This is a genomic window from Woodsholea maritima DSM 17123 (assembly GCF_000382325.1).
GTDB classification, from domain to species: domain Bacteria; phylum Pseudomonadota; class Alphaproteobacteria; order Caulobacterales; family Maricaulaceae; genus Woodsholea; species Woodsholea maritima.
In genome coordinates this window covers 291,933-317,088 of sequence record NZ_KB908057.1, presented here as the reverse complement: position 1 = coordinate 317,088, position 25,156 = coordinate 291,933, and the positions used below count along the sequence as shown (strand labels likewise).

The 25,156-nt window shown below is 56.7% G+C and carries 31 protein-coding genes; 14 read left to right on the top strand and 17 right to left on the bottom strand.

The genetic code is table 11. The features are described 5' to 3' along the window. Positions 1-2 precede the first annotated feature (2 nt). The 5 genes from H151_RS0107020 (at position 3) to H151_RS0107000 (ending at position 5,627) form a co-directional block, all read left to right on the top strand. Positions 3-1,409, top strand: a complete 1,407-nt coding sequence (locus tag H151_RS0107020; protein ID WP_019960943.1) for an NAD(P)(+) transhydrogenase (Re/Si-specific) subunit beta — start codon at positions 3-5, stop codon at positions 1,407-1,409. Positions 1,410-1,524: 115 nt separating this feature from the next. Continuing rightward, positions 1,525-2,505 carry an alpha/beta hydrolase gene (locus tag H151_RS15775; protein WP_019960942.1) on the top strand — a complete coding sequence of 327 codons (981 nt, stop codon included), beginning with the start codon at positions 1,525-1,527 and terminating at the stop codon, positions 2,503-2,505. A 100-nt stretch (positions 2,506-2,605) separates the two neighbouring features. Further along, on the top strand, positions 2,606-3,103 hold the full coding sequence (locus tag H151_RS0107010; protein ID WP_019960941.1) for a DinB family protein: 498 nt from the start codon (positions 2,606-2,608) through the stop codon (positions 3,101-3,103). 77 nt (positions 3,104-3,180) lie between these two features. Beyond that, the gene (locus tag H151_RS0107005; RefSeq protein ID WP_019960940.1) at positions 3,181-4,137 is read left to right on the top strand and encodes an ABC transporter ATP-binding protein; all 957 of its coding nucleotides are present in this window, start codon (positions 3,181-3,183) and stop codon (positions 4,135-4,137) included. 2 nt (positions 4,138-4,139) lie between these two features. Beyond that, on the top strand, positions 4,140-5,627 hold the full coding sequence (locus H151_RS0107000; RefSeq protein WP_019960939.1) for an ABC transporter permease: 1,488 nt from the start codon (positions 4,140-4,142) through the stop codon (positions 5,625-5,627). A gap of 40 nt (positions 5,628-5,667) precedes the next feature. On the opposite strand, the gene H151_RS0106995 is transcribed toward H151_RS0107000, so the two are convergent. Next, the gene (locus tag H151_RS0106995; RefSeq protein WP_019960938.1) at positions 5,668-6,249 is read right to left on the bottom strand and encodes a TetR/AcrR family transcriptional regulator; all 582 of its coding nucleotides are present in this window, start codon (positions 6,247-6,249) and stop codon (positions 5,668-5,670) included. A 137-nt stretch (positions 6,250-6,386) separates the two neighbouring features. Between H151_RS0106995 and H151_RS0106990 the strand changes: the two genes are divergently transcribed. Further along, on the top strand, positions 6,387-6,923 hold the full coding sequence (locus tag H151_RS0106990; protein ID WP_019960937.1) for a carboxymuconolactone decarboxylase family protein: 537 nt from the start codon (positions 6,387-6,389) through the stop codon (positions 6,921-6,923). A gap of 120 nt (positions 6,924-7,043) precedes the next feature. On the opposite strand, the gene rpsU is transcribed toward H151_RS0106990, so the two are convergent. After that, a complete protein-coding gene (rpsU, locus tag H151_RS0106985) occupies positions 7,044-7,280 on the bottom strand; it encodes a 30S ribosomal protein S21 (protein WP_026353883.1) in 237 nt (78 codons plus the stop codon). A 268-nt stretch (positions 7,281-7,548) separates the two neighbouring features. Between rpsU and H151_RS0106980 the strand changes: the two genes are divergently transcribed. Both H151_RS0106980 and H151_RS0106975 read left to right on the top strand, forming a co-directional pair. After that, positions 7,549-8,217: a COQ9 family protein gene (locus H151_RS0106980; RefSeq protein WP_019960935.1), complete on the top strand. Its 669-nt coding sequence runs from the start codon at positions 7,549-7,551 to the stop codon at positions 8,215-8,217. A gap of 3 nt (positions 8,218-8,220) precedes the next feature. After that, a complete protein-coding gene (locus H151_RS0106975) occupies positions 8,221-8,697 on the top strand; it encodes a GNAT family N-acetyltransferase (RefSeq protein WP_019960934.1) in 477 nt (158 codons plus the stop codon). Here the strand turns inward: H151_RS0106975 and H151_RS0106970 are convergent. Together H151_RS0106970 and purE are read right to left on the bottom strand one after the other, a co-directional pair. After that, positions 8,694-9,794, bottom strand: a complete 1,101-nt coding sequence (locus tag H151_RS0106970; protein ID WP_019960933.1) for a 5-(carboxyamino)imidazole ribonucleotide synthase — start codon at positions 9,792-9,794, stop codon at positions 8,694-8,696. The genes H151_RS0106975 and H151_RS0106970 overlap by 4 nt on opposite strands. A 10-nt stretch (positions 9,795-9,804) precedes the next feature. Beyond that, complete coding sequence (gene purE / locus H151_RS0106965) at positions 9,805-10,263, bottom strand: 5-(carboxyamino)imidazole ribonucleotide mutase (protein ID WP_040759084.1); 459 nt, start codon at positions 10,261-10,263, stop codon at positions 9,805-9,807. 209 nt (positions 10,264-10,472) lie between these two features. Between purE and H151_RS0106960 the strand changes: the two genes are divergently transcribed. Next, on the top strand, positions 10,473-11,204 hold the full coding sequence (locus tag H151_RS0106960) for a GGDEF domain-containing protein (protein WP_019960931.1): 732 nt from the start codon (positions 10,473-10,475) through the stop codon (positions 11,202-11,204). Between the two features lie 12 nt (positions 11,205-11,216). On the opposite strand, the gene H151_RS0106955 is transcribed toward H151_RS0106960, so the two are convergent. The 3 genes from H151_RS0106955 to H151_RS0106945 all read right to left on the bottom strand — a co-directional run bounded on the left by H151_RS0106955 (position 11,217) and on the right by H151_RS0106945 (position 12,645). Continuing rightward, positions 11,217-11,426 carry a YdcH family protein gene (locus tag H151_RS0106955; RefSeq protein ID WP_019960930.1) on the bottom strand — a complete coding sequence of 70 codons (210 nt, stop codon included), beginning with the start codon at positions 11,424-11,426 and terminating at the stop codon, positions 11,217-11,219. Positions 11,427-11,527: 101 nt separating this feature from the next. Next, the gene (locus tag H151_RS15770) at positions 11,528-12,016 is read right to left on the bottom strand and encodes a TIGR02444 family protein (protein WP_083918478.1); all 489 of its coding nucleotides are present in this window, start codon (positions 12,014-12,016) and stop codon (positions 11,528-11,530) included. Positions 12,017-12,027: 11 nt separating this feature from the next. Further along, a complete protein-coding gene (locus H151_RS0106945) occupies positions 12,028-12,645 on the bottom strand; it encodes a UbiX family flavin prenyltransferase (protein ID WP_040759076.1) in 618 nt (205 codons plus the stop codon). 93 nt (positions 12,646-12,738) lie between these two features. On the opposite strand from H151_RS0106945, the gene H151_RS15765 reads away from it, so the two are divergent. The 3 genes from H151_RS15765 to H151_RS0106930 all read left to right on the top strand — a co-directional run bounded on the left by H151_RS15765 (position 12,739) and on the right by H151_RS0106930 (position 14,977). Then, entirely contained in the window at positions 12,739-12,909 is a 171-nt protein-coding gene (locus tag H151_RS15765; protein WP_019960927.1) for a YdcH family protein, read from the top strand. Positions 12,910-13,145: 236 nt separating this feature from the next. Next, the gene (locus H151_RS0106935) at positions 13,146-14,009 is read left to right on the top strand and encodes a tetratricopeptide repeat protein (RefSeq protein ID WP_019960926.1); all 864 of its coding nucleotides are present in this window, start codon (positions 13,146-13,148) and stop codon (positions 14,007-14,009) included. Positions 14,010-14,152: 143 nt separating this feature from the next. After that, positions 14,153-14,977 (top strand): SDR family NAD(P)-dependent oxidoreductase, encoded by an 825-nt coding sequence (locus H151_RS0106930; protein WP_019960925.1) that lies wholly within the window; start codon positions 14,153-14,155, stop codon positions 14,975-14,977. 63 nt (positions 14,978-15,040) lie between these two features. Here H151_RS0106930 and H151_RS0106925 read toward each other — a convergent pair whose 3' ends face one another. Further along, complete coding sequence (locus H151_RS0106925) at positions 15,041-15,739, bottom strand: DUF1013 domain-containing protein (protein ID WP_019960924.1); 699 nt, start codon at positions 15,737-15,739, stop codon at positions 15,041-15,043. 219 nt (positions 15,740-15,958) lie between these two features. Further along, on the bottom strand, positions 15,959-16,945 hold the full coding sequence (locus tag H151_RS0106920) for an NAD(P)H-quinone oxidoreductase (protein ID WP_019960923.1): 987 nt from the start codon (positions 16,943-16,945) through the stop codon (positions 15,959-15,961). 69 nt (positions 16,946-17,014) lie between these two features. Between H151_RS0106920 and H151_RS15760 the strand changes: the two genes are divergently transcribed. Both H151_RS15760 and rcdA read left to right on the top strand, forming a co-directional pair. Beyond that, complete coding sequence (locus H151_RS15760; protein WP_083918476.1) at positions 17,015-17,233, top strand: DUF1192 domain-containing protein; 219 nt, start codon at positions 17,015-17,017, stop codon at positions 17,231-17,233. Between the two features lie 126 nt (positions 17,234-17,359). Beyond that, complete coding sequence (rcdA, locus tag H151_RS0106910) at positions 17,360-17,902, top strand: protease adaptor protein RcdA (protein WP_019960921.1); 543 nt, start codon at positions 17,360-17,362, stop codon at positions 17,900-17,902. 204 nt (positions 17,903-18,106) lie between these two features. Here the strand turns inward: rcdA and rpmE are convergent, their stop codons facing one another. The 8 genes from rpmE to thiE all read right to left on the bottom strand — a co-directional run bounded on the left by rpmE (position 18,107) and on the right by thiE (position 24,983). Then, positions 18,107-18,328 carry a 50S ribosomal protein L31 gene (gene rpmE / locus H151_RS0106905; protein ID WP_019960920.1) on the bottom strand — a complete coding sequence of 74 codons (222 nt, stop codon included), beginning with the start codon at positions 18,326-18,328 and terminating at the stop codon, positions 18,107-18,109. 132 nt (positions 18,329-18,460) lie between these two features. Further along, complete coding sequence (locus H151_RS0106900) at positions 18,461-19,477, bottom strand: peptidoglycan -binding protein (RefSeq protein ID WP_019960919.1); 1,017 nt, start codon at positions 19,475-19,477, stop codon at positions 18,461-18,463. Next, complete coding sequence (locus H151_RS0106895; protein WP_019960918.1) at positions 19,474-20,520, bottom strand: hypothetical protein; 1,047 nt, start codon at positions 20,518-20,520, stop codon at positions 19,474-19,476. The genes H151_RS0106900 and H151_RS0106895 overlap by 4 nt, the downstream gene beginning before the upstream one ends. 119 nt (positions 20,521-20,639) lie before the next feature. Beyond that, positions 20,640-21,410: an ORF6N domain-containing protein gene (locus tag H151_RS0106890; protein WP_026353879.1), complete on the bottom strand. Its 771-nt coding sequence runs from the start codon at positions 21,408-21,410 to the stop codon at positions 20,640-20,642. A gap of 272 nt (positions 21,411-21,682) precedes the next feature. Beyond that, positions 21,683-22,450: an inositol monophosphatase family protein gene (locus H151_RS0106885; protein WP_019960916.1), complete on the bottom strand. Its 768-nt coding sequence runs from the start codon at positions 22,448-22,450 to the stop codon at positions 21,683-21,685. 32 nt (positions 22,451-22,482) lie between these two features. After that, positions 22,483-23,049 (bottom strand): elongation factor P, encoded by a 567-nt coding sequence (gene efp, locus H151_RS0106880; RefSeq protein WP_019960915.1) that lies wholly within the window; start codon positions 23,047-23,049, stop codon positions 22,483-22,485. Between the two features lie 135 nt (positions 23,050-23,184). Further along, a complete protein-coding gene (locus H151_RS0106875; protein ID WP_019960914.1) occupies positions 23,185-24,369 on the bottom strand; it encodes a tetratricopeptide repeat protein in 1,185 nt (394 codons plus the stop codon). Continuing rightward, positions 24,369-24,983, bottom strand: a complete 615-nt coding sequence (gene thiE, locus H151_RS0106870) for a thiamine phosphate synthase (RefSeq protein WP_019960913.1) — start codon at positions 24,981-24,983, stop codon at positions 24,369-24,371. Before thiE ends, H151_RS0106875 begins: the two co-directional genes overlap by 1 nt. Between the last annotated feature and the right edge of the window lie 173 nt (positions 24,984-25,156).

The window sequence follows — 25,156 nt, the reverse complement described above, 5'->3', positions numbered from 1 at the left end:
CCATGAGCGTCAATCTCGCGGCCCTTCTCTATCTGGGCTCAGGTATCTTGTTCATTCTGGCTTTGCGCGGGCTATCCAGCCCGGAAACCGCCCGCCAGGGTAATTATTTCGGCATGGCCGGGATGGCCGTGGCCATCATCACCTCGCTGCTCTTGGTCAAGGCCGATGGTCTGGGCTTTGCCCTGATCGTGGGCGGCATCGTCATCGGCGGCGGCGTCGGGGCCTATATCGCCAAGCGTATCCCCATGACCGCCATGCCTCAGCTGGTGGCCGCCTTCCACTCCCTGGTTGGGATGTCAGCGGTTTTGGTCGCCATTGCGGCGCTGTACCAGCCTGAAGCCTTCCACATCACTATCGGCGTCGACAAGATTAAATCCTTGTCTTTGATTGAGCTTTCCTTGGGCGTCGCCATCGGGGCGATCACCTTCTCGGGCTCGGTCATCGCCTTTATGAAGCTACAAGGCCTGATGAGCGGCGCGCCGATCATCTTTAAGGGTCAGCATTGGCTGAATTTGGGTCTGGGCATTGCGGTCTTTGTCTTTATCGTCTTCCTGACGGCTTCAGGGGGAGAAAACAAAACCGCCTTCTGGCTGATCACCTTGATTGCGCTTTTCCTCGGCGTCCTCCTCATCATCCCCATTGGGGGCGCGGATATGCCGGTTGTGGTCTCCATGCTCAATTCCTATTCGGGCTGGGCTGCTGCGGCCTTGGGCTTCACCTTGGAAAATACCGCCCTTTTGGTCACCGGTGCCCTTGTGGGCTCCTCAGGGGCCATCCTCTCCTACATCATGTGTAAGGGGATGAACCGGTCCTTCATCTCGGTGCTTTTAGGGGGCTTTGGTGCTGATACCTCAGTGGCCGCGGCGGGCGCAGACCTTGATCGCTCCGTCAAGCAAGGCTCTGCCGAAGATGCCGCCTTCATCATGAAAAATGCCGGTAAAGTCATCATCGTGCCCGGCTATGGCATGGCGGTGGCCCAGGCTCAACATGCCTTGAAGGAAATGGCGGACGCTCTCAAAGCCGAAGGCGTTGATGTCGCCTATGCCATTCACCCCGTGGCGGGCCGGATGCCGGGTCATATGAATGTACTGCTGGCCGAAGCCCAAGTGCCTTATGATGAAGTCTTTGAGTTGGAAGACATCAATTCTGATTTCTCCAATGCCGATGTCGCCTTCGTCATCGGGGCCAATGACGTCACCAATCCCGCCGCCGAGGATGATCCCTCTTCGCCGATTTACGGCATGCCGGTCCTTCAGGTCTGGAAGGCGGGCACGGTAATGTTCGTCAAGCGCTCGCTGGGCTCTGGCTATGCTGGGGTGGAAAACCCCGTCTTCTATCGCGACAACACCATGATGTTGCTGGGCGATGCGAAGAAAATGGCCGAAAGCATCGTCAAAGCCATGCACTAAGCCTTCACCGCTTTGAAAAACACCCCCGCAGGCTCCGCCCTGTGGGGGTTTTTTCTGGACTCTCGCCCCTCGCTTGGGCTTATGTCACCGGACATAGACCATGAGGGGACGTATAATGGTCGAGGGGATATTACAGATCTGGGCAGAGGCCTTACCCATCCTGCAGCGTATCTGGGCCTTTATGCTATGGGCTTGGCCGATCGCGCTGTGGGTCATGGTGATCTGGGTGGGGTTGAGCCTTCTGGCCATCGCTTTTCAGGCCCATCTGCTTTATCACCCCTATCGCAAGCGTATTGATCCCAAAAGCGTTGGCCTCGATCAGATCGAAGAAGACTGGATGGAAACCCCAGATGGGGAGCGTCTGCTGCTCTGGCGCGCCAAGCCGCGTCAAAAAGACGGCCCCCTTCTGATCTATCTCCATGGCAATCAACGCCATCTCGCCCATCGCGCCCGGTTTTTCCGTATGTTTTTGAATGCGGGCTGGGGCTTTGTGGCGCTCTCTCATCGCGGCTTTGGCGGCTCGACCGGCTGGCCCAACGAAAAACGCAATGTGCGCGATGCGATTACACTCTTAGACTATTTAACCGCCGAGGGGTTCGATCCCCAGCGCTTTGTGCTCTATGGCGAATCCATGGGCTCTGGCACCGCTGTGCAGGCCGCCGCCAGCCATCCGATCGGCGGACTTATTCTGCATGCGCCCTATGATTCGGTGCTGGATATGGCACGTATTCGCGTGCCCTTCATCCTTCCGCGCCTGTTTCTGCGTGAGCGCTGGCACTCCATCGCCTATATCGCGCAAGTCAGCGTACCGCTGCTCTGGCTCCATGGCGATAAAGACCGCATTGTGCCCCTCAGCCGGGGCCGACGGCTCTATGATGGTGCCAGCGGACCGAAATATGCCGGCCTCGTCAAAGGCGCAAACCATTTTGGTATTTACACCCAAGCGGTCTTTAACCACCATATCCGCTTCTTTGTAGAAGGCATCGTCAAAGCCCAAGCCGCGAGCGGGTTTAGCGGGCCAATGAGCTATCTCGATCCTGCCTGCCCGCGCGAAAAAGGCCCCTTGCGTCTTCGCGCTCAAGCGCCTAACACCTAAGAGGGACATGAACATCATAGTCGTATTCGGGTGACGACCCTTCGCAGAAGTGCCGTCTAACGCTATGATTTATTTTGCTTGAGTGGGACTATTCGCCTTGATGCTGGATCATTTCAAACGCCTCGCCGCCTATAATGCTTGGGCGAATGCTCGCCTGTATGACGCCGCTACGGCTTTGCGCGATTTTGAGCGCAAACGCGATGTCAAAGCCTATTTCAAAAGCCTGCATGGCACGCTGAACCATATCCTGGTCGCCGACCGGATCTGGATGTTTCGCATGACCCAAGAAGGCATGCTGCCCGAGCGTCTCGACATGACTTTGTTCGAGGATTTCATGGCCCTACGCGAAGCGCGCGAAGCCGAAGATCGCCGGATCATCGAATATATCGCCAGCTTGAGCGAGGATCAGCTTGAAGATGGGCTCCAGTATAAAAACACCCGCGGCGACCCCCATAGCCTGCCCTTGAATGTCATTTTGACCCATTTTTTCAATCATCAAACCCATCACCGCGGCCAGGCCACCCATATTCTGCGTCAGCTGGGTGTGGCTGAACCCCCGGCCCTTGATCTTCTGTATTTCGCTCTACCCGCGGCCTGAGCATCGCTCTAGCCAAGTCAAGGAAACTTGTCTATCCTCCTCATAAAAATTATGGGGAGGTTCGATCCGTGAGTGAAATGGCCTTAGAGGTCAGTCATCTGACCAAAAGCTTTAAAGGCAAGGCGGCGGTGCGCGATGTCAGCTTCACAGCGCCGCGTGGACAAATCACAGGTTTTTTAGGCCCCAATGGAGCCGGAAAAACCACAACCTTGCGTATGGCACTGGGGATTATCCAACCTGATAGCGGCCAGAGCCTGTTATTTGGCAAGCCCTTATCCATGAAAACCCTCGACCGGGTGGGTTTCCTACCTGAGGAACGCGGGCTTTATCGCAAAATGACGGCGCTCGATGCGCTGGTCTTCTTTGGCCGGCTAAAAGGCATGAAGGCCAAGGCGGCAAAGACCAAAGCCCTTGAATACCTTGAACGCTTTGAACTCTCTGACGCCGCCTATAAAAAGGTCAAAACCCTCTCCAAAGGCATGGCGCAAAAAATCCAAATCATCGCCGCCCTGATCCATGAGCCGGAATTCATCATCCTGGATGAGCCGTTTTCGGGCCTAGATCCGGTCAATCAATCCTTGTTGGAAAGCATTATCCGCGAAGAGGCCCAGGGCGGGCGCACGCTGTTATTCTCGACCCATGTCATGGAACATGCTGAGCGGTTATGCGATCGTATCGTCTTGTTAGCCCGCGGCCAGAAGGTTTTCGACGGCAGCGTCGATGAAGCTTTGGGCACGGTACCGCGCCAGATCCTTTTGGAAAGCGCCAGCGCCCATGACCTCTCTCAGCTTTTAAGCCCCTTTGGTACGGTAGAATCCCAGGACTGCGCCCAAGAAGGCCATCACGCGTGGCGGGTGACGCTGAATGCCACCAGCCAGGTTCAAGACGTTTTAAAGGCTTGCGTCAGTGCCGGGGTCGATCTCATCCGGTTTGAACCGATCCGCCCCCATCTTCATGATGCCTTTGTTCAATTGGTCAAAGCCAGCCCTGTGCCCAATAGCGCAGCTGAGCCCGTCGAGCGTGAGGAGGTGTAATCATGCGCGCTATCTATCTGATTGCCCGGCGTGAATATCTGTCTTATGTGGCGACCTGGGGCTTCTGGATCTCGCTTCTGGCCCTACCGGTTTTCATGGTCATCGGCGCCAGCGTTCCGATCCTGATCGAAAACTCCAAGCCCGTGCGCTATTTCACCGTGATTGATGAAACCGGGCGCGGCTATGATCACATGATCGCGCGCGATTATGAAGAATCCAGCCGGGAAAGCGTGCGCGAAACGCTTAAAGCGCTTGAAGCCCTCTATGGTGAAGAGCGTGTGGCCGAGGCTTTAACCGCCTTTGATCGCGAAGACGATCTCGAGGCGGCCCGCCAGGGCGCACTTGACGCGCTGAACCTTCAAGACGGCCAAGCCGGGCTGAGCCTGCCCAAAAGCCAGGAAGTTCAAGTCGACCCACCGGCACGTGATCTGGCAGGGCTACGGCCCTATCTGGTCGGGGAAGCGACGCTGGCAACGCCTGAAGGGCAAAAACCCTTGTTCGCCGCGATCATCATTCGCGACAATCTTGAGCGAACGGACGAAAACCCCTCGCCAATTATTCTTGATTATCACTCGACCAATCTTACGGATGTGGATTTATCACGCAAAATCCGCTCTATCCTGGAAGATGATCTGGAAGATGAGATGTTGCGCAATGCGGGCCTCAGCGCCAATGACATAAATACGCTCAATAACTTACGTCCAGAGATCCGCAGCTATAACCCCGCTGAGGTCACAAGCGCCGATGAAGAAGTGACCACTGCAGATCGCCTACCCTTCGTGGTCGCCATTTTCATGGCCTTTATCTTGTGGATGGCCATTTTCTCGGTCGCCAATATGCTGCTGACCAGCATGATTGAGGAAAAGGGCGGCAAAGTCATCGAGCTGATGCTTGCCACCTCACGCTATAGCGATATTCTCATCGGCAAGCTGTTAGGCGTGGCCGCCACCTCCTTCACCCTTATGGGCTCATGGATGGTGTTGGCCCTGGGGGCCTCGGTACTGGGGCATCAAGCCCTGATGCAGCTTGATCCCGACCTTGCCGGTTTGTTCTCTGAAATCTTCACGGTGAACTTGCTTTTACCGGCGGCGGGCTATTTCCTGGTCGGCTATTTGATGTTCGGCGCAACCTTCCTGGCCCTGGGCTCGCTGTGTGAAACCTTGCACGATGCCCAGTCTTTGATGACCCCGATCATTTTCTTCTTGATGGCTCCGATGTTGTTGATGTCGATGAGCATTACGGCTTCAGACAGCATGGTCTATTCCGTCGCTTCTTGGGTGCCGTTCTGGACGCCCTTCATCATGATGAGCCGCCTACCCCATGAGCCCCCTTTATGGGAGATCATTGGCACGACAGCGGTAATGCTTGTGACTTTGGTGCTGGTGATGTGGGGGGCAAGCGCCGTCTTCCGTCAGGGCACGCTGGGCCAAGCGAATGCAGAAAGCGTGAAGCTATTCTTCAAATCGCTGGTCTCGCGGTCAAAATCCTAACGCCTTATGCGGCGCGTTGATCTCCCCCTCAAAGGGCTGATCAGCGCGCCCGCGCGACCAGGATGCCAGCCTGTTGCACCACATGGCGCAAGACAGTCTCTGCGCTCTCAGCTTTAATCAGCACCCTGAGGCCATTATAAAGCGCCAGCAGGCCGTCTGCAGCCCCTTCTAGGGCCTCGCTCGCCCCACCCTGGTCCGCAATCAGCGCGCCCAGGAAAGCTTGGCGTACACGCTCCATCATCATTCGCACTTGGGTCCGGGAATCTTGATCCAGCAAAGCCACATCCACCGAGGCATTGCACAAAAAGCAGCCCCGGCGATCTTGCGTAGTGAGAGCCGTATCCACGACACTGGTGAACACCTGAGTGATCCGCCCCGCCCCCGTTCCAGCCCCTTGGCGCAGAAAGGCTTCAGCCGCTGCGACCTCGTGAGATTCATAATGCATCAGGGCAGCGCGATACATGCCCTGCTTATCGCCATAGAGCCGATAAAGGCTCTGCTTCTTCAGGCCGGTCGCGCCCTCAATATCCTGCATCGAGGTTGCCTCATAACCGCGCGCCCAAAAGGTCTGCTTGATCGCGTCTAACGCCGCATCGCGATCAAAGGTCAAAGGTCGGGCCATAAATCATCTCCGAAAAATTCACGCCGCCATACTTGACGGACCGGTCCGTAACACACATATGACCCTTATCGACGGGGCGCAAGTCCAATGACCCCGACGAAAACGGCTTTCATCCCTCTTCGATCAGGAGATCCCTTATGTCCCGTCTTACTGCCATAACCGACCAGAATGCAAACCCGGCCGCCGCTGAGCTGTTTTCAGCTATCAAATCCAAAGTGGGCATGGTGCCCAACCTTTACCGGGTTACGGCCAATCAGCCGGCCGTCTTGAAGGCGTTACTGACCCTGGGCGAGAATTTGGGCCAAGGCAGCTTGGATGCGCCCACCCGCGAGGCTATCGCGCTCACCGTTGCGGGCGTTAACGGCTGTGATTATTGCGCCTCAGCCCATAGCGCGATTTCAAAGTCGTTGAAAATCGATGAGGCGGAGATCGAATCCCATCTCAAAGGCCGATCCAGCGATGCGCGTTTGAGCGCAATTCTCGCCTTTGCCAGCGCCGTCACACAAAAACGCGGCCTGGTCAGTGATAGCGATCTTCAAGCCGCGCGCGAAGGGGGATTAGATGAAGGCGTGATCGTTGAAGTGATCGGCCAGGTCGTGGCCAATATCTTCACCAATTATCTCAATCATGTCGCAGACACTGAGATCGACTTCCCGCGCGTCAGCGCGGCGTAATCGGATCGTTCTGCGCCCAGCGCGTTAGCGACATACAGATACGAAAAATACCGCACTGAGCTCTCTCAGCGCGGTATTTTTAGTTCCAGCATAAGCGACCGCTATAGAGCGCGGCTAGACTTAACGGCGGCCAGTCTTGGCACGCTTGGGAATCAAGCCTTCGCGCTGAGCGCGCTTACGGGCCAATTTGCGAGCACGGCGGATCGCTTCAGCTTTTTGGCGTGCGCGTTTTTCAGAGGGCTTTTCGAAGTGGTTACGGCGCTTCATCTCGCGGAAGGTGCCTTCACGCTGCATTTTCTTTTTCAACGCTTTGAGCGCTTGCTCAACGTTGTTATCGCGCACGACGATCTGAACGATGGTACTCTCTCCCTAGTTCTGCAATGCACCAAGAGGTGCGAGTTAAAGACTTCAGTGCGGTCACTGGAAGCCACTCGCTCCCGAGGTCCGCGCTTGAGATCGCTTAAGTAAGGCGCGCGCTTTACCAGACCGTCACACACTTGTCTATATCGTAACGGAGTCGAAACGTGTTTTAGGCTCGTCTTGTGGCGTTCGGGTGTGACCCAACCGCACAGACGCGCCCACAAAAGATGACGTTTCACGATAAAGCGCCTATAGGGAGTATACCATGAAAAATGAAAATTGCTTCCCCCACGCTGAAAAAGCTCGCAGATCCCTGTTAGAAGCCGCTTTGCCCGAAGCCGCCTTCGAAGGCTGGAGCGCGAAAACCCTGACCCATGCGGCGCGTGAAGCCGGGCTAAGCGACGGTGAAGTCGAGCTTTATTGCCCTGACGGCGTTTTGGATCTGATCCACACCTGGTCGCGCATTGCCGACGAAGACGCGCGCGTGATGATCGAAGACGGACCGATTCCCAACCGCATCCGCGATAAAATCGCTGCAGCGGTCATGATCCGCCTGGATCAGCTGGCCGGTGAGGAGGAAGCCGCCGAGCGTGCGCGTGCGCGCCTGCTTCTGCCTGATGGGCTCAGCCGGGCCAGCGTCATGACATGGGCGACCTGTGACATGATTTGGCGGGCCATTGGCGATACCTCCACCGATGGGAATTTCTATTCCAAGCGTGCGACCTTGGCTGGGGTCTATCTCTCTACCTTGACGCAATGGCTCAATGAAAGCGACCCGGCCAAGCCCAAGACCCGCGCCTATCTCGATCGACGCATCGAAAACGTCATGCAGATCGAAAAGACCAAGGCCCAGATCCGTAAGGTTCAGGCGAGCCTTCCAGACCTACCTGCGTTCGCGGCCAAGCTGCGCTATGGTTTTGGACGGCGGGCGTAAATCATGGATGTTGTCGTCACTCGCGCCGAACGCAGCGATTTTCTGGAGATTGCAGCGCTTGACCGGACCGGTTGGGCGAAAAACCGCAATGCCGATTATGTCGCCGATGGCGAACATGTCTGGCGCCATTGGGTTGATTATGCCCTGACTTTTGTGGCACGCGCACCCGGCGGGGCGCTTTTGGGCTTTGTGATCACGTTTCCCACCATCAAGCCGCGCTATTATTACCTGCATAAACTGCTGCTAGCTGAGGGCTGTCGCGGCAAGGGCGTAGGCGGGGCATTATTAGAGCCGGTATGCATGCTGTTTGATAAAAAGGCGATCACGGTCGAATTGACAACCGACACCAATAATATGCCGATGCATAATCTGATCGCGCGCTTTGGCTTTCACGAAGATCGCCTGGAAAAGGGCTATTACCGCGAGAATGAAGACCGCCTGGTCTTCATTCGCAAACCCAAGACCGAAACCGCGGCTTAATCGCGAAGCGGCTTTAAGCGGTTTAAATGCCCCATTTTGCGGCCCGCACGGATTTCAGTCTTGCCATAAAGGTGGAGGACGGCTTGGGGCTCCTGCGCCAAGGTGAGCCAATCGGCGGCGTCTTCCCCGATCAGATTGACCATCTCAGCGGCTGAATGCGCACTGGTATCGCCCAGCGGCCAGCCCGCGACCGCGCGCATATGCTGTTCAAACTGATCGCACGCGCAGGCATCCATCGTCCAATGGCCGGTATTATGCACACGCGGGGCAATTTCATTGACCAGCAATTGATCGCCCGCCAGCACGAAGAACTCAACGGCCAGCACACCGACATAATCAAGCTGGGTGAGAATAGTGGTGGCAATCGCTTCGGCTTTCGCGCCCAAACGCGCTTGGGCCGGGGTCGGCGCGATGGAGCGGCGCAAAATCCCGCCCTCATGCTCGTTTTCCGCCAGGGTATAGGCTTTAACCGCGCCATCCAGGCCGCGCGCGGCCACGATGGACACTTCGCGTTCAAAGGCCGCGAAGCCTTCCAAGATCGCGCTCTGCGCGCCAATCTCCGCAAAGGCCGCCTCAGCGCTGGATCCCGCCTTCAGACGGGCCTGACCTTTACCATCATAGCCAAAGCGGCGGGTTTTAAGGATTGAGGGCACACCCAGCGCCGCCATCGCGCGCTCCAGATCGCTGACACACTCCACGGCGCGAAACGGGACGGTGGCAATGCCAGCCTCGTTTAAGAAGCTTTTCTCGACCAGGCGATCTTGGGCGACTTCCAGGGCGCGTGCGCCGGGGCGTACGGGCGCGCATTCCGCCGCCGCCGCCGCAGTTTCCACCGGCACATTTTCAAACTCATACGTCACGACATCAACGCCGCGCGCAAAAGCGCGTACTGCGTCGAGATCATCATAAGCCCCCTTCACGGTATGCGCGGCTACACGCGAGGCGGGCGCGTGATCCTCAGGCGTATAGATGTGCACATCAAACCCTAAACGCGCGCCAGCTATGGCCAGCATGCGGCCCAATTGCCCACCGCCCAAAATGCCAATACATGCGCCCGGGGCCAGCACCGATTGCGCCCCGTTTGAAGATGTGCTCATCGTTTGTGTTCTAATCCTCTACAGAGAGCTGAACGCTCTCGGTTTGTGCCGCGCGATAGGCCTCCAGACGCGCCATCAAGGCCTCATCAGACAAGCCCACGATAGACGCCGCCATCAGGCCAGCATTCTTCGCGCCCGCATTGCCAATCGCCAACGTGCCCACCGGCACGCCGCCTGGCATTTGGGCAATCGACAACAGGCTATCAAGTCCAGACAGGGTCTTGGACTGCACCGGCACACCCAAAACCGGTAACACGGTCAGCGCAGCGATCATGCCGGGCAAGTGCGCCGCGCCGCCAGCACCGGCGATAATCACTTTCACACCGCGCGCCCTGGCGGTTTCAGCGAAATCATACATGCGCTTGGGCGTACGGTGGGCGGAGACGACCATAGCCTCATAGTCCGCACCCAGCTGGTCGAGCACCTTTGCGGCCTCTTGCAGGGTCGGCCAATCCGAACGAGAGCCCATAACAATGGCTATCGGGGCCGATTTTTGCGTCAGATCAAAGGTCAAAACCGCTCACTCCGCTAGAAAAGGAAGCGCGGGAGATTACTCATCAACGCTATAAGGTCAAGTCAAATCGAATATGAGGCTAAGATCTCATTAAGCTTGACGCTTTCTTAACCGGGTAAAGGCATGCTAGGGTCAATTGGCTACGCTTTATAAAGGATGGTGTCATGCGGGTCGGCTCAGGTCATCCCTATGCGGGAACCCAATCGGTGTCCTCAACGCAAAAAGAGCGCAAGATCAAAGACCAAGGGCGAAGCTCGTCCGCGTCTTCCAGCGCCTCTAGCCAGGATGCCGCCAGCATTATGGGCGTGCCCGAGCATGAATTGACCCCCAATGTCCAGCGCGCCCTTCTCTCCTTAATGGGGGAAGTTGACCAGATGCGCCGCGAAACGGAGGCTTTGCGCCAACGGATCCGCGATCTGGAAACTCTGGCTGATCATGATGTGCTGCTGCCCGTGTTGAACCGGCGCGCCTTCATCCGCGAAGTCTCCAAGGCTTTGTCCCTGGCAGAGCGTCATGATGCGCCCTCAGCGCTCATCTATTTTGATTTAAACGGCTTTAAAGCGATCAATGACACCCATGGCCATGCGGCCGGGGATGCGGCGCTGCATGCCGTGTCAGATGTTCTAACCGCGCATTTGCGTGAAACTGACGCCGTTGGGCGTTTGGGCGGGGATGAGTTTGCCGTCGTTCTGACCCTGACGCCTCAAAACGCTGCCGAACGCAAAGCCCAAGAGCTGGCCAATATCATCGCTAACACCACGATTTCTCACGACGGGATTGAGTTCAGCCTCAAAACCGCGTGGGGCGTTCATGCCCTGACAAAGGGCGCAACGGTAGAAGCCGCACTGGCCCAGGCCGATGCGGCCATGTATGCGCGCAAACAAGCCGCCGCGTAATCTCAAGATTTTTTAGGCGATAATATCCGGGTTGAGCTGGTCTTCCAGACGCATAATTTCGTCTTTTAAATAGAGCTTGCGCTTTTTCAGGCGCACGACTTTGAGCTGGTCCATCACACCATTGGCATGCAAGGCCTCAACCTCACAATCCAGGGCACGGTGTTCCTTTTTCAAGATGTCGAGCTTTTTCTTTAATTCATCTAGACCTTGGTCGCCAAACATCCGCGCCTACCTGCCTTTTTTAGTTTTCTTTTGGGATGTCCAAATCGCCCTCAAGGAGCTCAATTCCCTTGAGGTAAGCGCGCACACTACATGATTTCACACTATAAGGAAACCGTTTGTAGAAAATCTTCAATCCCGACGCTGGCCCCATAGCGTGCCCCATAGGATAAAAGCACTTGCCGTAAAAGCGCTTGGCGATCATCTTCATCCCAGATCGCGGGCAAATCCGCGCTGAACGCCTCTAGCCGCATCAGCTCGATCTGTTCGGCCTGAAGCTCAATCTCGCTGATATTTTGGCGCAGCGCCTGACTATCCTCACCCGCGAAGGGCGCGACCAACACCTTTAGCCGCCGACGAACCGCGCGTAAGGGCTCCACAATCTCACCTTGCCAGAATCTCGACACATCATCGACTTGATCCAGCTTAGAGCGCGGATCACGCCCTTGATCGACACACCAAACCAGCCAGATCAAACAATTGACATCCAAACCATGGGCGTCTTGCAGAGCCAGGGCCGCTTCGGCAACGCCCTCACGGCCATAAAGCGCCAGCGCATAGTCCCAGAGGCCGGTCGGGGGTGTCATCGTCATCACGTTTTATTTCACGATTTATCAGGCTGGGTGCGAGCAGCAGGCCTTTTACCTTGAGTCAAATCCTCACCCCAGCGCCGGGTTTGGTCCCAATCCAGCCCGAACATATCCAAAGCCCGGCCCACGCTTTGGTCAACAATATCCTCAATCGTCTGGGGGTGCGCATAAAATGCGGGCAAAGGCGGCATAATAATCGCGCCCATTTGCGTCAACTGCACCATGGTGCGTAAATGACCCAGATGAAACGGGGTTTCGCGCACCATCAACACCAGGCGGCGACGTTCCTTCAGCACCACATCTGCTGCACGCGTCAGCAGGGAGGACGTCACACCGCTGGCGATCTCGGACATGGTGCGTACGGAACATGGAGCAATCAGCATACCGAGGGTTTTAAATGAGCCCGATGCGATAGGCGCCCCCACATCGGGCATTTTATATAAATAATCCGCATACTTGCTAAATTCACTGGGTGAATGACCGGTCTCATAGCGCAGGGTCATCTCCGCCGCCTTTGAAACAACCCCATGAGTTTCCACACCAATTTCGCGCAGCGCCTCGAATGCGCGTAGGCCATAGACCACCCCCGACGCCCCGGACACCCCAATGATCAAACGCTGCGCTTCTTTCATAATTCGGACACCTTTGCCATTAAAAGTGAGTTGATCCATTCCTATATAGGATGGTTCAATGAGGTAGTCGTTATAGCAGTAAGGGAGAATTACATGCCTGCTGAAGCGCGTATTCGTGAACTCGATGCCAAGCACGCCCGTCTGGAAACCGCGATCTCAGAAGAACTCAAACACCCCGCTGCCGATACCCTTCAACTCTCGAAGCTCAAAAAACAGAAATTGCGAATTAAGGAAGAGATCGAGGCTCTGCGACATCGCGCCTGACGATCCTTCCCACCAAGCATCATAAAATCAACGAGGGGCTGTCATCAGATGGCCCCTTTTTTAATGCCTCATGCGTTATAGAGGGGCATATAAGACGGTTTTGCGAGTGGCACGCCCTCCACACAAAGGTTTGATGACAGTTTTGACACCCTTTTATCAAATCCCCATTGAGTTTTTCGCCATCTCATACCACCTTATGCCTGAATAACTTTAAACCCTCGAAGGAGGGGGTGCTTATGTTACGTTTTTTAGCGGCGCTCGGCCTCGCCTGCGCTGTGATAACCGCCCCCGGCTGGGCGCAAAATGCTGAGACCCGCGCCCAGCTGTGCCCGCAAGGCTATGAGGCTTTGTCGCAAGAAGAGGCCGAAGGTGCGATTGCCGCTTTTCGCGCCTGCTTGACCCAGCGCCAATATGAATGGACGCAGGAAGCCGAGCTGCGCGCGCGCCTGGGCGCGGCCTATCTGGTCAAGGGTGATGCCCAAGACGCGCTTATGGCTTATAATCAGGTTCTGGCCTTGATCGCCGATCATGATGGCAATAGCGAGAATGTGCTGGTGCGGCGCAATCGCGGCGCGGCCTATATGCAATTGGGCCGCTATGAAGATGCGCTGGGCGATTTGCAAATCGCCGCGCGCCAAGTGCCCCATGATGCCTTCCTGTATTTGATGCTGGGCTCTGCCCATCTGGAGCTGGAAGAGGGCCCTGAAGCCGTGGCCGCCTTTGATCAGGCTGTGCGCTTGGAGCCGAATTACGCGCCCGGCTGGATTGGTCGCTCCGCCGCCCTGATTGAGGCGGGCCTGACCGGGCGCGCCGTCACTGACGCCCAAGAAGCCGTCGCGATTGAGCCCGATGCCGCCGACAGCCTGAATGCGCTGTGCTGGGCCCTAGTGAAGGATCAACGCGCCTCTGAGGGGCTGTCCATCTGCGATGCGGCGCTGGATGCCGATCCGCAGTCAGCGGCTATTATTCACTCCAAAGCGGCGGCCTTAGAACAAATCGGGCGCACCGAAGAAGCCCACCAACTCTATGCGCGGGCTTATGAAGCCGATCCAGAGGATCTTCAAATCTCGCAAGACTATCGCCGGATCCAAGGCCTCTAAGCTTGACGGCGGACAAGGGATATCTATACAAGGGCTCGCTTCGACGAGCCCTTGTTTTTGACGGATAAAACGCTCATCCTCGCCGCTTCGGGTCTGTGAGACCCCTGGGCACCTCCTCCCCTCGCGTTAAAGGATCATACTCCATGGCAGCTTCTGATCGCGTCGCTATCGTTACCGGTGGAGCCAAAGGCATTGGTGCGGCCTGCGCACGGCGCTTCATCGAAGAGGGCCTGAAAGTCGTCATTGCTGATATTGATAGCGAGGCGGGTGAAACCCTGGCCCACGATCTGGGCGGCAGCCGCGAGCGGGCCTTGTTTGTCGATTGCGATGTCTCTGACAAGCTGGCGGTCAATAATCTGATGGCCGAAACGCGCTCAGCCTTTGGCCGGGTCGATATCTTGATCAATAATGCCGCCGTCATTGCCTCGGGCGATATCTTGAACTTGGACATCGCGGATTTTGACAAGGTGATGGGCGTAAACTTGCGCGGGGCTTTCCTGGTCGCCCGCGCGGTCGCCAAGCAAATGGTCGAGCAGATCGAGGCCGATGAAGAACGCCCCGATGATGCGCGCAAACGCTATGCCATCATCAATATGTCTTCGGTCAATGCCGTGATGTCGATCCCTAATCAGCTCGCCTATTCGGCCTCCAAAGGCGCGCTCAATCAGATGACCAAGGCCATGGCGCTGTCCATGGCTCCCTATGGGGTGCGGGTGAATGCCATCGGGCCAGGCTCGATCAATACCGATATCTTACGCGCCGTGCTGGATGATAAATCGGCGATGGCCAAGATCATGTCGCGCACGCCGCTGGGCCGTTTAGGCGATCCCGATGAAATCGCCTCCATCGCCTGGTTCCTGGCCGGACGCGAAGCCAGCTATATCACCGGCGAATGCATCTATGCCGATGGCGGGCGTATGGCCCTCAATTACACCACACCCAGCCCGGATGAACCGGGCACCAATTAAACAAAAGCCCGGATCCTTGATCCGGGCTTTTTACTTTCAATACCTATAAGGCGTTGACATCGCTTAATAGCGGTCATCCTCATCGTCATCATCATAGCTGGGCTTGGCAGTTTTTTGCCCGCTGGGCTGACCGAACAGCTCATCCAAAGTGGTTGGGCTCGACACGACGGTCTCCTCAACCGGCTTGAGCATGTCTTCGGCCTTCTCAACCTGACCGTCTTTTTCCATCTGCGCCCGGCGCGCAGAGGCTTTCTTGACCTGCTCATCCAGTTCGATCTGAGAGCACAGCCCCAAAGAGACCGGATCGGTCGGCTTGATATTGGGCGAGTTCCAGTGGGTACGATCGCGCACCGCTTCGATTGTGGACTTAGTGGTCCCGATCAGCTTGGAAATCTGGCCTTCAGACAATTCAGGGTGATTACGCACCAGCCAGGCTATGGCATCTGGGCGGTTCTGACGGCGCGACAAAGGCGTATAGCGCGGGCCTTTACGCTTTTGAGTTTCTTGCAATTCTGCGTATTTTGGCTTGACGGCCTTCATACGATAGGTCGAGCTTGCTTCGGCGCGCGCAATCTCATCCCGGCTCAGCTGGCCGTTAGAAATCGGGTCCGCGCCGCGTACACCGCCAGCCACATCTCCGTCCGCAATCCCTTTGACTTCCAACGGGTGAAGCCCGCAGAATTCGGCAATCTGGTCGAATGACAGGGCGGTATTGTCCACCAGCCAGACAGCTGTTGCCTTCGGCATCAAAATATCGGCCATGGCCTATGCTCCTCAACACATATAAAAAAAGCCTGGCACGGCTGCCAGGCTGGGCGTCCGACCGGATCAGAGGGTATTAAGAACCGATTCTGATCAGGTTTTGGTAGGGCCATTATATCGCTGCTTTGCACCAATGTAAAAGCCCACACGCATAGACGCCCAGAACCCCACGCGTGTGCCCAAACCGGTGTCTGGTTTGGGGACCGCGCATCAAAAGCCCTAAGGGATTAACAGCACTTTGCCATAATGACTGTCGCGCTCCATCTCCCCATGGGCCAGTTCTGCATCTTCCAAGTCAAAGGTCTGGCTGATCAGCGGACGCACCTGGCCATTTTCCACCCAGGGCCAGACATGGTCATACACGCCTTGGGCAATCGCGCCTTTTTCGACCGGCGAGCGCGCGCGCAAGGTTGACCCCGTGATCGTCAAGCGCTTCATCATCACGCGCATCAGATCCAGCTCCACCCGGGAGCCCTTCTGGAAGGCGATATGCACCAAGCGGCCTTCATCGCGCAGAATAGACAGATTACGCGCCACATAATCACCGCCGACCATATCCAGGATCACATCAACACCGCCCAGCTCGCGGATCAACTGATCCCAGGGCTGATCGCGATAATTAAACGCTTCGTCCGCGCCCAGATCCTTACAGCGCGCGACTTTGATGTCATCACCAGCGGTCGCATAAACTTTCGCGCCCCAGGCCTTGGCCATCTGTATCGCCGTCGTGCCAATGCCGCTGGTGCCGCCATGAATGAGGAAAGTCTCACCGGGCTTTAAGCCCCCGCGCATAAAGACATTGGCCCACACGGTGAAGGTGGTTTCTGGAAGACCCGCCGCATCACGAAGGCTGATCCCCTTAGGTGCGCGAAGAACACAAGATTTATGCGCGCGTGCCAAATCGGCATAGCCCCCGCCCGCGACCAGCGCGACGACCTCATCCCCAAGCTCAAGCCCTTGAACGTTAGAGCCCAAATAGGCGATACGCCCAGAAACCTCCAAGCCAAAGCCCTCCGGTGCCCCAGGGGGCGGCGGATAAAGGCCCTGACGCTCCATCAGGTCTGGGCGATTAACGCCGGCGGCCTCAACCCGGATCAAAACCTCATCGGCCTCGGGTTCGGGTAAAATACGGTCCTCAAGTTCAATGACTTCAATCCCACCGGGTTCACGCGCCGTGACGATCCGGGTATAGCGTTCTGTCTTCATCAATGCGGCCCTTTGCGCTAGAAAAGGTAAGGAGGGGCGGTGTATGCTAACCTATTTGGGATTTACCCTATGCTGGTACAAGGAGGTGAATGCATGGTGTTTCATGATGATGCGCCCAAACCCAAGATGGATGCGCTTTCGGCACACGCGGACCTCTCGCAATGGTCGGTCGCGGCCCTGGAAGAGCGGCTCGACTTACTGAACGCTGAAATTGAACGCACGCAGGCTATGATCTTGAAGAAGAAGGCCAGTCAAAGCGCGGCGGAAGCCGTGTTTAAGAGGGCGTAAACACCCCGCTGGCATCAATGACGTGGAGTTGGCCCCCCGCTTGCTTACCTCTGGGACCAAACCGGTTCCCCGATGAGGTGCGCCAGATGAGACAACAACCAACGCCTATAGAATGAGTGTGCTGCTATGACCCAATTTCCAACCTCGCTTGTCGCTTCGCCCAAGACGCGCCATGCTCGCGTCAGTGAATTTGCGACCTCAGAGATGTTTCGCAAACTGTTTCGCGAAGGCATGGATCTGGTGGAAGAAACCGCAGCCTATCTCGATGGTCCGGGGCGCGATGATGCCAAACGCTTGGGGCGCACGGGTGCTTTGGGCTATGCCGCCGAATCTATGGCGCTGACCACGCGCTTGATGCAGGCCGCCTCTTGGCTTTTAACCCAGCGCGCCGTCGGCGAGGATGAGATGAACCCCGAAGAGGTCTCTCATGAGAAATACCGCCTGCCGGTATTGAAGGCGACGCCGATTAATTGGCCAGCCGGGGATGATCCCTGCCCTCCACGCCTCAATGATCTGGTGGAGCGTTCACGCACCCTCTATGAGCGCTTGAGCCGCATGGATGACAGCCTGTTCAAAATCGCGCCCGATGCGCCAGCCCAGGAAGAAAACCCGCTGGCGAGCCAATGGTCAGCCCTGGAGAGCGCCTTCACGCGCCCAGGCCACGCTTAAACGCCAGACCAAGTGATTTAAGGGCGTTTCAGCACACCGCCCTTTAACATCTAAAAAACCCCCGGTCCAAAGGACCGGGGGTTTTTTATGGGCCATGATCAAACATGCCCAGAATAGAGAACGCCCGCAGTTGAGGGGAACTGCGGGCGTCTTCTTAAAGACTTCAGCGGTGCGGGTCGGGCAGCGCCTTGAGGGGAAGACGCGTTAAACGCCAAAGCCTTTGAATTTGTCTTTAAAGCGAGATACACGACCACCACGATCACTCAGGGTCTGGTTCCCGCCAGTCCATGCTGGGTGAGACTTGGGATCAATGTCCAAGTTCAAAACATCACCCTCTTTGCCGTAGGTAGAGCGGGTTTTGAATTTGCTACCGTCGGTCATCACAACTTCGATGAAGTGATAATCCGGGTGGATATCGTTTTTCATAGTGGCCGCTCCGGCGTCTACAAGCTAGGCAGGATAGGGCATTTGCCCCTCCCGCAATGAACAGGAGCGCGGCTTATATACGTTTCATGACAGTCTTGCAAGGGCTCGACTGCGCTTTGATACGCAAAACATTTACCGCGAGGTTAATTTCAACTCGATCCGGCGATTACGCGCATTGGCCAGGGCCGTACGCCCTTCGGCAATCGGATGGTTGGAGCCCAGACCCGCCGCCATCAAGCGATCAGAAGGAACCCCCAACGCTTCGAACCAGTTAATCACCGATAAGGCGCGCGCCGTGGATAATTCCCAGTTCGAAGCATAGCGCGCCGTCGGCCCGATCGGTGTCGGATCGGTATGACCATCAACGCGTAAAATCCAATCAAGATCGTCTGGAATTTCATCGGTCAATTGCACAATGGCCGCTGCAATCGGGCGCAGGCTTTCCTTACCGGCCTCCGACAATTCAGCCGAGCCCGAATCGAACAACACATCGGTTTCGAAGACAAAACGGTCCCCCACCACGCGCACGCCAGAGCGATTACCCAGGATTTCAACCAGGCGGCCAAAAAACTCTGAACGATATTGCGCCAGGCGCGCCACCTGACTGGCCAAGGCGGCATTAAGGCGCTGGCCCAGATTGACAATCTGGCTCTCCAGCTCCGCCTCACGCGCTTCTGAGGCCTCCAGCGCGGCATTGAGCGTGGCAAGCTCTTGACGCAGACCCAGCATTTGCTGGTTCAAAAGCGCCATGGAGATCTGGGCTTCACGTGAGAGCTCACGCTCATCCGCCAGCTCTTCAGAGACTTCAGCCAGTCGCGATTGCGCGGCATCAAGTGTCTGGGTCAATTGCGCATTCGCCGCGCTCAGGTTTTCATTCTGCTCGGTCAAAGAGCCAATGCGCAAGGTCAGTGAAGCGTTCTCACTCTCGGCGATATTGAGTTGCTCAGCCAACTCGCTTAAGCGCGCATTCAAATCGGCCAATTGCTCATCCCGGCCCGTCAAAGCCTTTGAGAGCGAATATTGCCCGACGACAAAGACGGCGAGCAGAAAGATGATGACCAGCAATAAGGTGGCCAGCGCATCGACAAAGCCCGGCCAATGCTCGCCGCCTTCCCCATCACGGATACGTAAGTGCGCAGGAAGGCTCACCGATCGCCCTCCCCGTCGCGGCGTTCACGATTGATGCGCGCTTGGGCTTCCAGAGCCCGGATCAGCACCTTGATCTCATCACGCAGCATACGCGCGGCTTCACGCTGGCCTTCGGCGGCATCATCCGCCACCCGGCCCAGCATGCTTTCCATCTGACGGGCATGACGCTCTAAAGTATGCGACAGCTTATCAACGGTTTCGGCATTTTGCTCGAGCAGCGCGCCGAGATATGCGCCATTGATGGCCCCGCCATCCTCATCATCCCCGCCGCCTTGACGGGGCCCCGCCGCCGACAGGCGTGAGATGGACGAGAGCCATTCTTCGATTTCATTATAGAAGCGGTTCTGGGCGCGGCTGGCCTGCAATTCCAAAAAGCCAATCACCAGTGAGCCCGCCAGACCAAAGAGCGAGGAAGCAAAGGCCGTACCCATGCCCTCGATTGGTCCTTCGATGGCGGCCATGAGCTGCATTGCATCGCCATCGCCAGACGCGGTCTGGCTGACCGCGCTAACCGCCGCCCCAACATCAGAAACCACGCTTAACAGGCCATAAAACGTGCCCAGCAAGCCCAGAAAGATCAGAAGGCGACCAAAATAGCGCGTGAAGGCCCCAGACTCTGCCATCCGCGCCGCTACCGAATCGAGCACCACCCGGCCCGAAGACGCAGAAATCCGCGCACGGCCCTCGGCCACATCACCGATCAGCGCCGCCATGGGCGCGATCAAAGCGGGCGGGGTGGGCAGCTGGCCAGGATCTTGCGCGCTATGGAGTTTTTTGAGCCATTTGGCCGAAGGGCCAATCGCGCTCGCCTGCTGGAAGGTATAAAGGATACCCACCAGCAATACGCCCAGGATCAAGCCGTTGATCGCGGGATTGGCCATAAAGGCCTCTTGCAAGGGGCGATGTAGCAGCGCAGCGACCGCGATCACCACACTTAAAAAGACCATCATCCACAGGAGATATTGTCCAGGACCGGTAAAGCGAGCCTGACGGGCTGGGCCCCGCGCCCCCATATGAAGCGATTGGTCATCCGCGCGTGCCATGCTCTCCCCTCCCTAACGCTCAAAACGAAGCATCTTACTCACATTAAATCCCTTGGATGACAAAGGAACGCAAGCTTCATGTCCGTTTTTAGGCGATATCAGTGCATAAGGGGGTGTCTTCAATGATCTTGCAAGAGCTGGGTCATAAAAGTCTCATCGCCATGATCAAGATAACGCGACAGCATGCCGATCAGGGCAAGCTTCTCTTTCAAGACGCCCAAACGCTCGCGTTCGGCTTCGGCATGAGCCTTGGCGGAGGCGGCTTTTTCGGTTTCAACCTGGGCCAGGATTTTAGAGATTTCTGCCGCCGTCTTTTCATTTTCCAGCCCGGCTTGGGCCAGGCGCGCTTTTAAATGCGCGGTCGCGGACAAAAGCAACGCCTCGGTCTCCTGCTTTACAGCTTGCGACACCTCCGGCTCCATCAGGCTGGAGAGCACGCGTTCAATGGCGTTTTGCAGATGCGGTGTGCGCACCGGGCCCTCATAGGGCCCGACCTTGGGCGCGGGCAAAACATCCCCGCCTTCACGCGCTTTTTGAGCCCGGATGAACGCCTCGACCGCATGCTCAATCCCATAGCGCGCCTGATCGGTCCCCAAAGCGGACGCCGTCAGGATCACCCCGCGCTCGGTAAACGCCCAGGGCGCACGCGCCAGCGCGCGATAATCGGAAAAATCGGGATGGCCACGCAAAGCATCAAGCTCATGCGGGGTCAGCTCAAACGCATAGCGATAGGCGCTTTTTCGCGGCGTATGACGAATAGGCACACGTAAAATACGCGGGCTTGCCATCAAAACAGCGCTTAAATCGCCATCCAACGCCACATATTCTCCCCGGAGAGATAAAATGCGGATCGGCGGCATTTGATCACGAGAGGCTTTGCCCAACGCCACAGCGGCGCCCTTCAACTACGGGATTTCAAAGGGTTACCGAGGCGCGCTTGCTATCTTTTTTGCGATTGTTCTCGGACCCGCACCCAAAACTCGCGGCATGCGCGAACACGTCACGCAATCCTTAATTTTGAGTATACACGTTCAGCGAGAAATTAAAACCTTATTTTACATAAAGTTCTTTTGGTTTCCCACAGCCACGTGTGGAAAATTTTAGATCTAGGTTCTTTGACCAGACCAAGAAGGGGCGCATTTATGCGCCCCCAGAGGTTGCATTAAGCTTGCAATGAGGGAATGCGCTCGATCAATTCATCACGCGCATATTCATTGCCCGCGATAATATTGCCGGTTTCCAGCACATTGGTGTCTTCTTCAATCGCGGTGATATGACCGCCCGCTTCACGCACCAAAACGATGCCCGCAGCAATATCCCAAGGCTTGAGATTACGCTCCCAGAAGCCGTCAAAGCGCCCTGCAGCGACCCAGGCCAGATCCAAAGCGGCCGAGCCATTGCGCCGGATGCCTGCGCAATGGGGCATCACCTGGTGCAGTTCTTTCAAGAATTGCGCATGGCCGGATTTGCCAAAGAAAGGCGTACCTGTGCCAATGACCATATCGTGGAAATGGCGACGCCCAGAGACGCGCAGACGTCGATCATTGACGAAGCAGCCTCGGCCCTTTTCAGCGTGGAACAGCTCATCCTTACCGACATCATAGACCACACCGGCGACCATCTCGCCCTCGCGCTCCAAACCGATGGACACGGCAAAATGCGGCTGACCATGTAAGAAGTTCAGCGTGCCGTCCAAAGGATCAACGATCCAGCGGTGGGATTTATCGCTGCCTTCGACCACACCGCGTTCTTCCATCAAAAAGCCATAGCCCGGACGGGCCTTGGACAATTCATCGAACACGATCTGTTCAGCCTTGTGATCGGCATTGGAGACGAAATCAGCCGGGCCTTTTTTCGAGACCTGGAGATGTTCAATCTCGCCGAAATCACGCGTCAGGCTGCGGCCCGCCTTGCGGGCTGCAGCGATCATAACCGTCATTAATGCTGTTTGTGACACGCGTCTTAGTCCGCCCGGCGTACGTAAGTGGCATCTTCGGTGGCGATAATGATCCGCTCGCCCACGCCTACGAAAGGCGGAACGCTGGTGCGGATATTGCCTTCGACGATGGCAGGTTTATAGGAATTGGCAGCGGTTTGACCTTTGACGACCGGCTCGGTCTCCAAGATCTCAACCTCAACATGGTTGGGCAATTCGATGCCAATGGGTTTGTCTTCGTAGATTTCCAAAGTCACGGTCATGCCATCCTTCAAGAAAGCGGCACGCTCTTCACCGACGAAATCGGTCTGCAGCGAGATCTGCTCGTAGTTTTCAGTGTCCATGAACACCAGCATCTCGCCTTCGGGGTAAAGATATTGGAAGTCTTTTTGCTCAAGACGCACGCGTTCAACCTTATCGGCGGCGCGGAAACGTTCATTGAGCTTGCGCCCATCGAGGACGTTTTTCAATTCAACCTGAGCAAAAGCACCGCCTTTACCAGGCTTTACCGCTTCGGTTTTCACAGCAACCCATAACATGTCTTGGTGCTTGATCACGTTACCAGGTTTAATTTCATTGCCGTTGATTTTCATGTGAACGACTTCCAATACGAAGACTATGAAGAAACGGCCCGCACAATCGGCGGGCACAAGGTCGCGCGTCTTTAACAGTCTCACCTAGACTAGGCAAGCTTGGGAGCCTGTATTAACCGCGTAGGAGCAATACCCCTATTGAAGACGCGGCGCGCCTGCGATCGCTTCGGCTTCCAAATCGGGAAGAATATTCGGTGGAAGCGCCGCTTCGATCATCGCTTCCAACCGGTCACGCTGAGGATCATCGCTGATCACATCATCGCGCGGCAGACCGGCGCGCACGACCCACAAATACGCCTCGCGCATATCGCGCACGACCCCATCGCCAGAGGCCAGAGCATAGGCGTAGAGGAACTGGCTTTCGCTATCGCCGCCCTTGGCCCCTTGCTCGAACCAATAGGCCGCCCCACGCGGATCGCCAGCCTGACCGGCGCGCCCTTGATAAAGCAACAAGCCATATTGGCCCATCGCCGCAGGCAGACCCAATTCTGCGCCCAGGCGCATATAGCGGATCCCCTCTGAGGATTGCGGATCCGCTTCAAGCAGCATCAAGCCCGCTTGCAAAGCCCCAAAGCCATCGCCCGCATCGCCCGCGCGCTGATACCAGATCAAAGCTTGCGCGGGATCCTGCGGGCCATGAGGCCATTGATCCAGGGTATAGGCAAGCTCGCCATAGGCCGGCTCAACCCCAGCTTCAGCGGCCATTCGCAACCAGTCCAACACTTCGCCTGCGCGGGCCGGATCGCCTTGATCTTTCAAGTAGACACCATAATCAAAGGCGGCCTGGGCATCACCGCTTTCTGCGGCTTGAGAAAGAAAGTCGCGCGCCTGCCAGACACTTAGGCCCCCACGTTCAGCCTCAGCCATCCGCGCCAAAATCACAAGCGCATCGCCCTCACCGGCTTGACCGGCACGGGTCAACCAGCGCACTGCGGCTTCGTCATCTGACGCGTCTCGGCCTAAACCATGCAGATAAATATGCCCGGCTAACGTCGCGCCGCGCGCATCACCGGCCGCCGCCGCACGTTCCGCATGCAGTAAGGCCCCGGTAAAATCACCATTTTGATAAGCCCGCACCGCCAGCATCATGGCTTCAGCCGACAAGACCTGACCTTCCATCGGGACACCAGAACGATCCTCTTGCGCCTCACGGGCCAGACCGCGCGGCAAGGCCGGTGCGTCTTCAACCCCTTGGGGCAAGGCAATCTGGCCGCGAATTTCAGCCGCTGGCGGGCTTTGCGCCTCGGCTTGACGCACAGTGACAGGGCCCTCAACAGGTTGAGCCAGGCTTAAAGCCGCCATAAAGGGAAAAATGATCATTATGAGAGCTGCGCGCGAAAGGCCGCCACGGCGGCCAAAGGTCCATCTGGATGATCCCAGACCCCAGATGATACCGCGACCAAATCCGCCCCGGCCTCCACAAGAGGCCCCACATTCTCGCTGGTTATTCCACCAATGGCTACGCATGGCACCTCAAACAAATCCGTCCACCACGATAAGAGATCCAGACTGGCCTTAGCCTTGGGCGTTTTTGTGGCCGTCGGATAAAAGGCCCCGAAAGCAACATAATCGGCCCCTTGTTCACCCGCCAGCATCGCCAGATGGCGGCTATCATGGCAGGTCACGCCAATAATGGCTTTCGGGCCTAAAATCCGGCGCGCCTGTGCATAGGAGGCGTCTTCCTGGCCGATATGGACCCCATCAGCCTTATATTTCAATGCCAAGTGTGGGTCATCATTGATGATCACACTCACCTGATGACGGCGCGCTGCGCCGACCAAAGGCGGGATGAGCGGATCGAACTCATCTGCGCTATGATCCTTCAAGCGGATCTGCAAAGCAGAGACATCCCCGCTTGCCAATACCTTATCCAAGGTCTCAACAAAATCAGGGGTGATTTTTGGCGGTGTCAAAAGATAAAGCTGTGTCTTCATCCCTTCGCCCTAGCGCGTTTTTTTTTGCCCGCCTAGCCCTTAATCCACTGGCCATCAATTAAGCGAATGGGTATGTTAACTATAGTTATCGACATTCGCCTTCGACCAAAGGAGACCAGCGCGTTTGTATGGCGTGGAGATGCAGACCCATTAACATCGAGTGCGCCAACCAA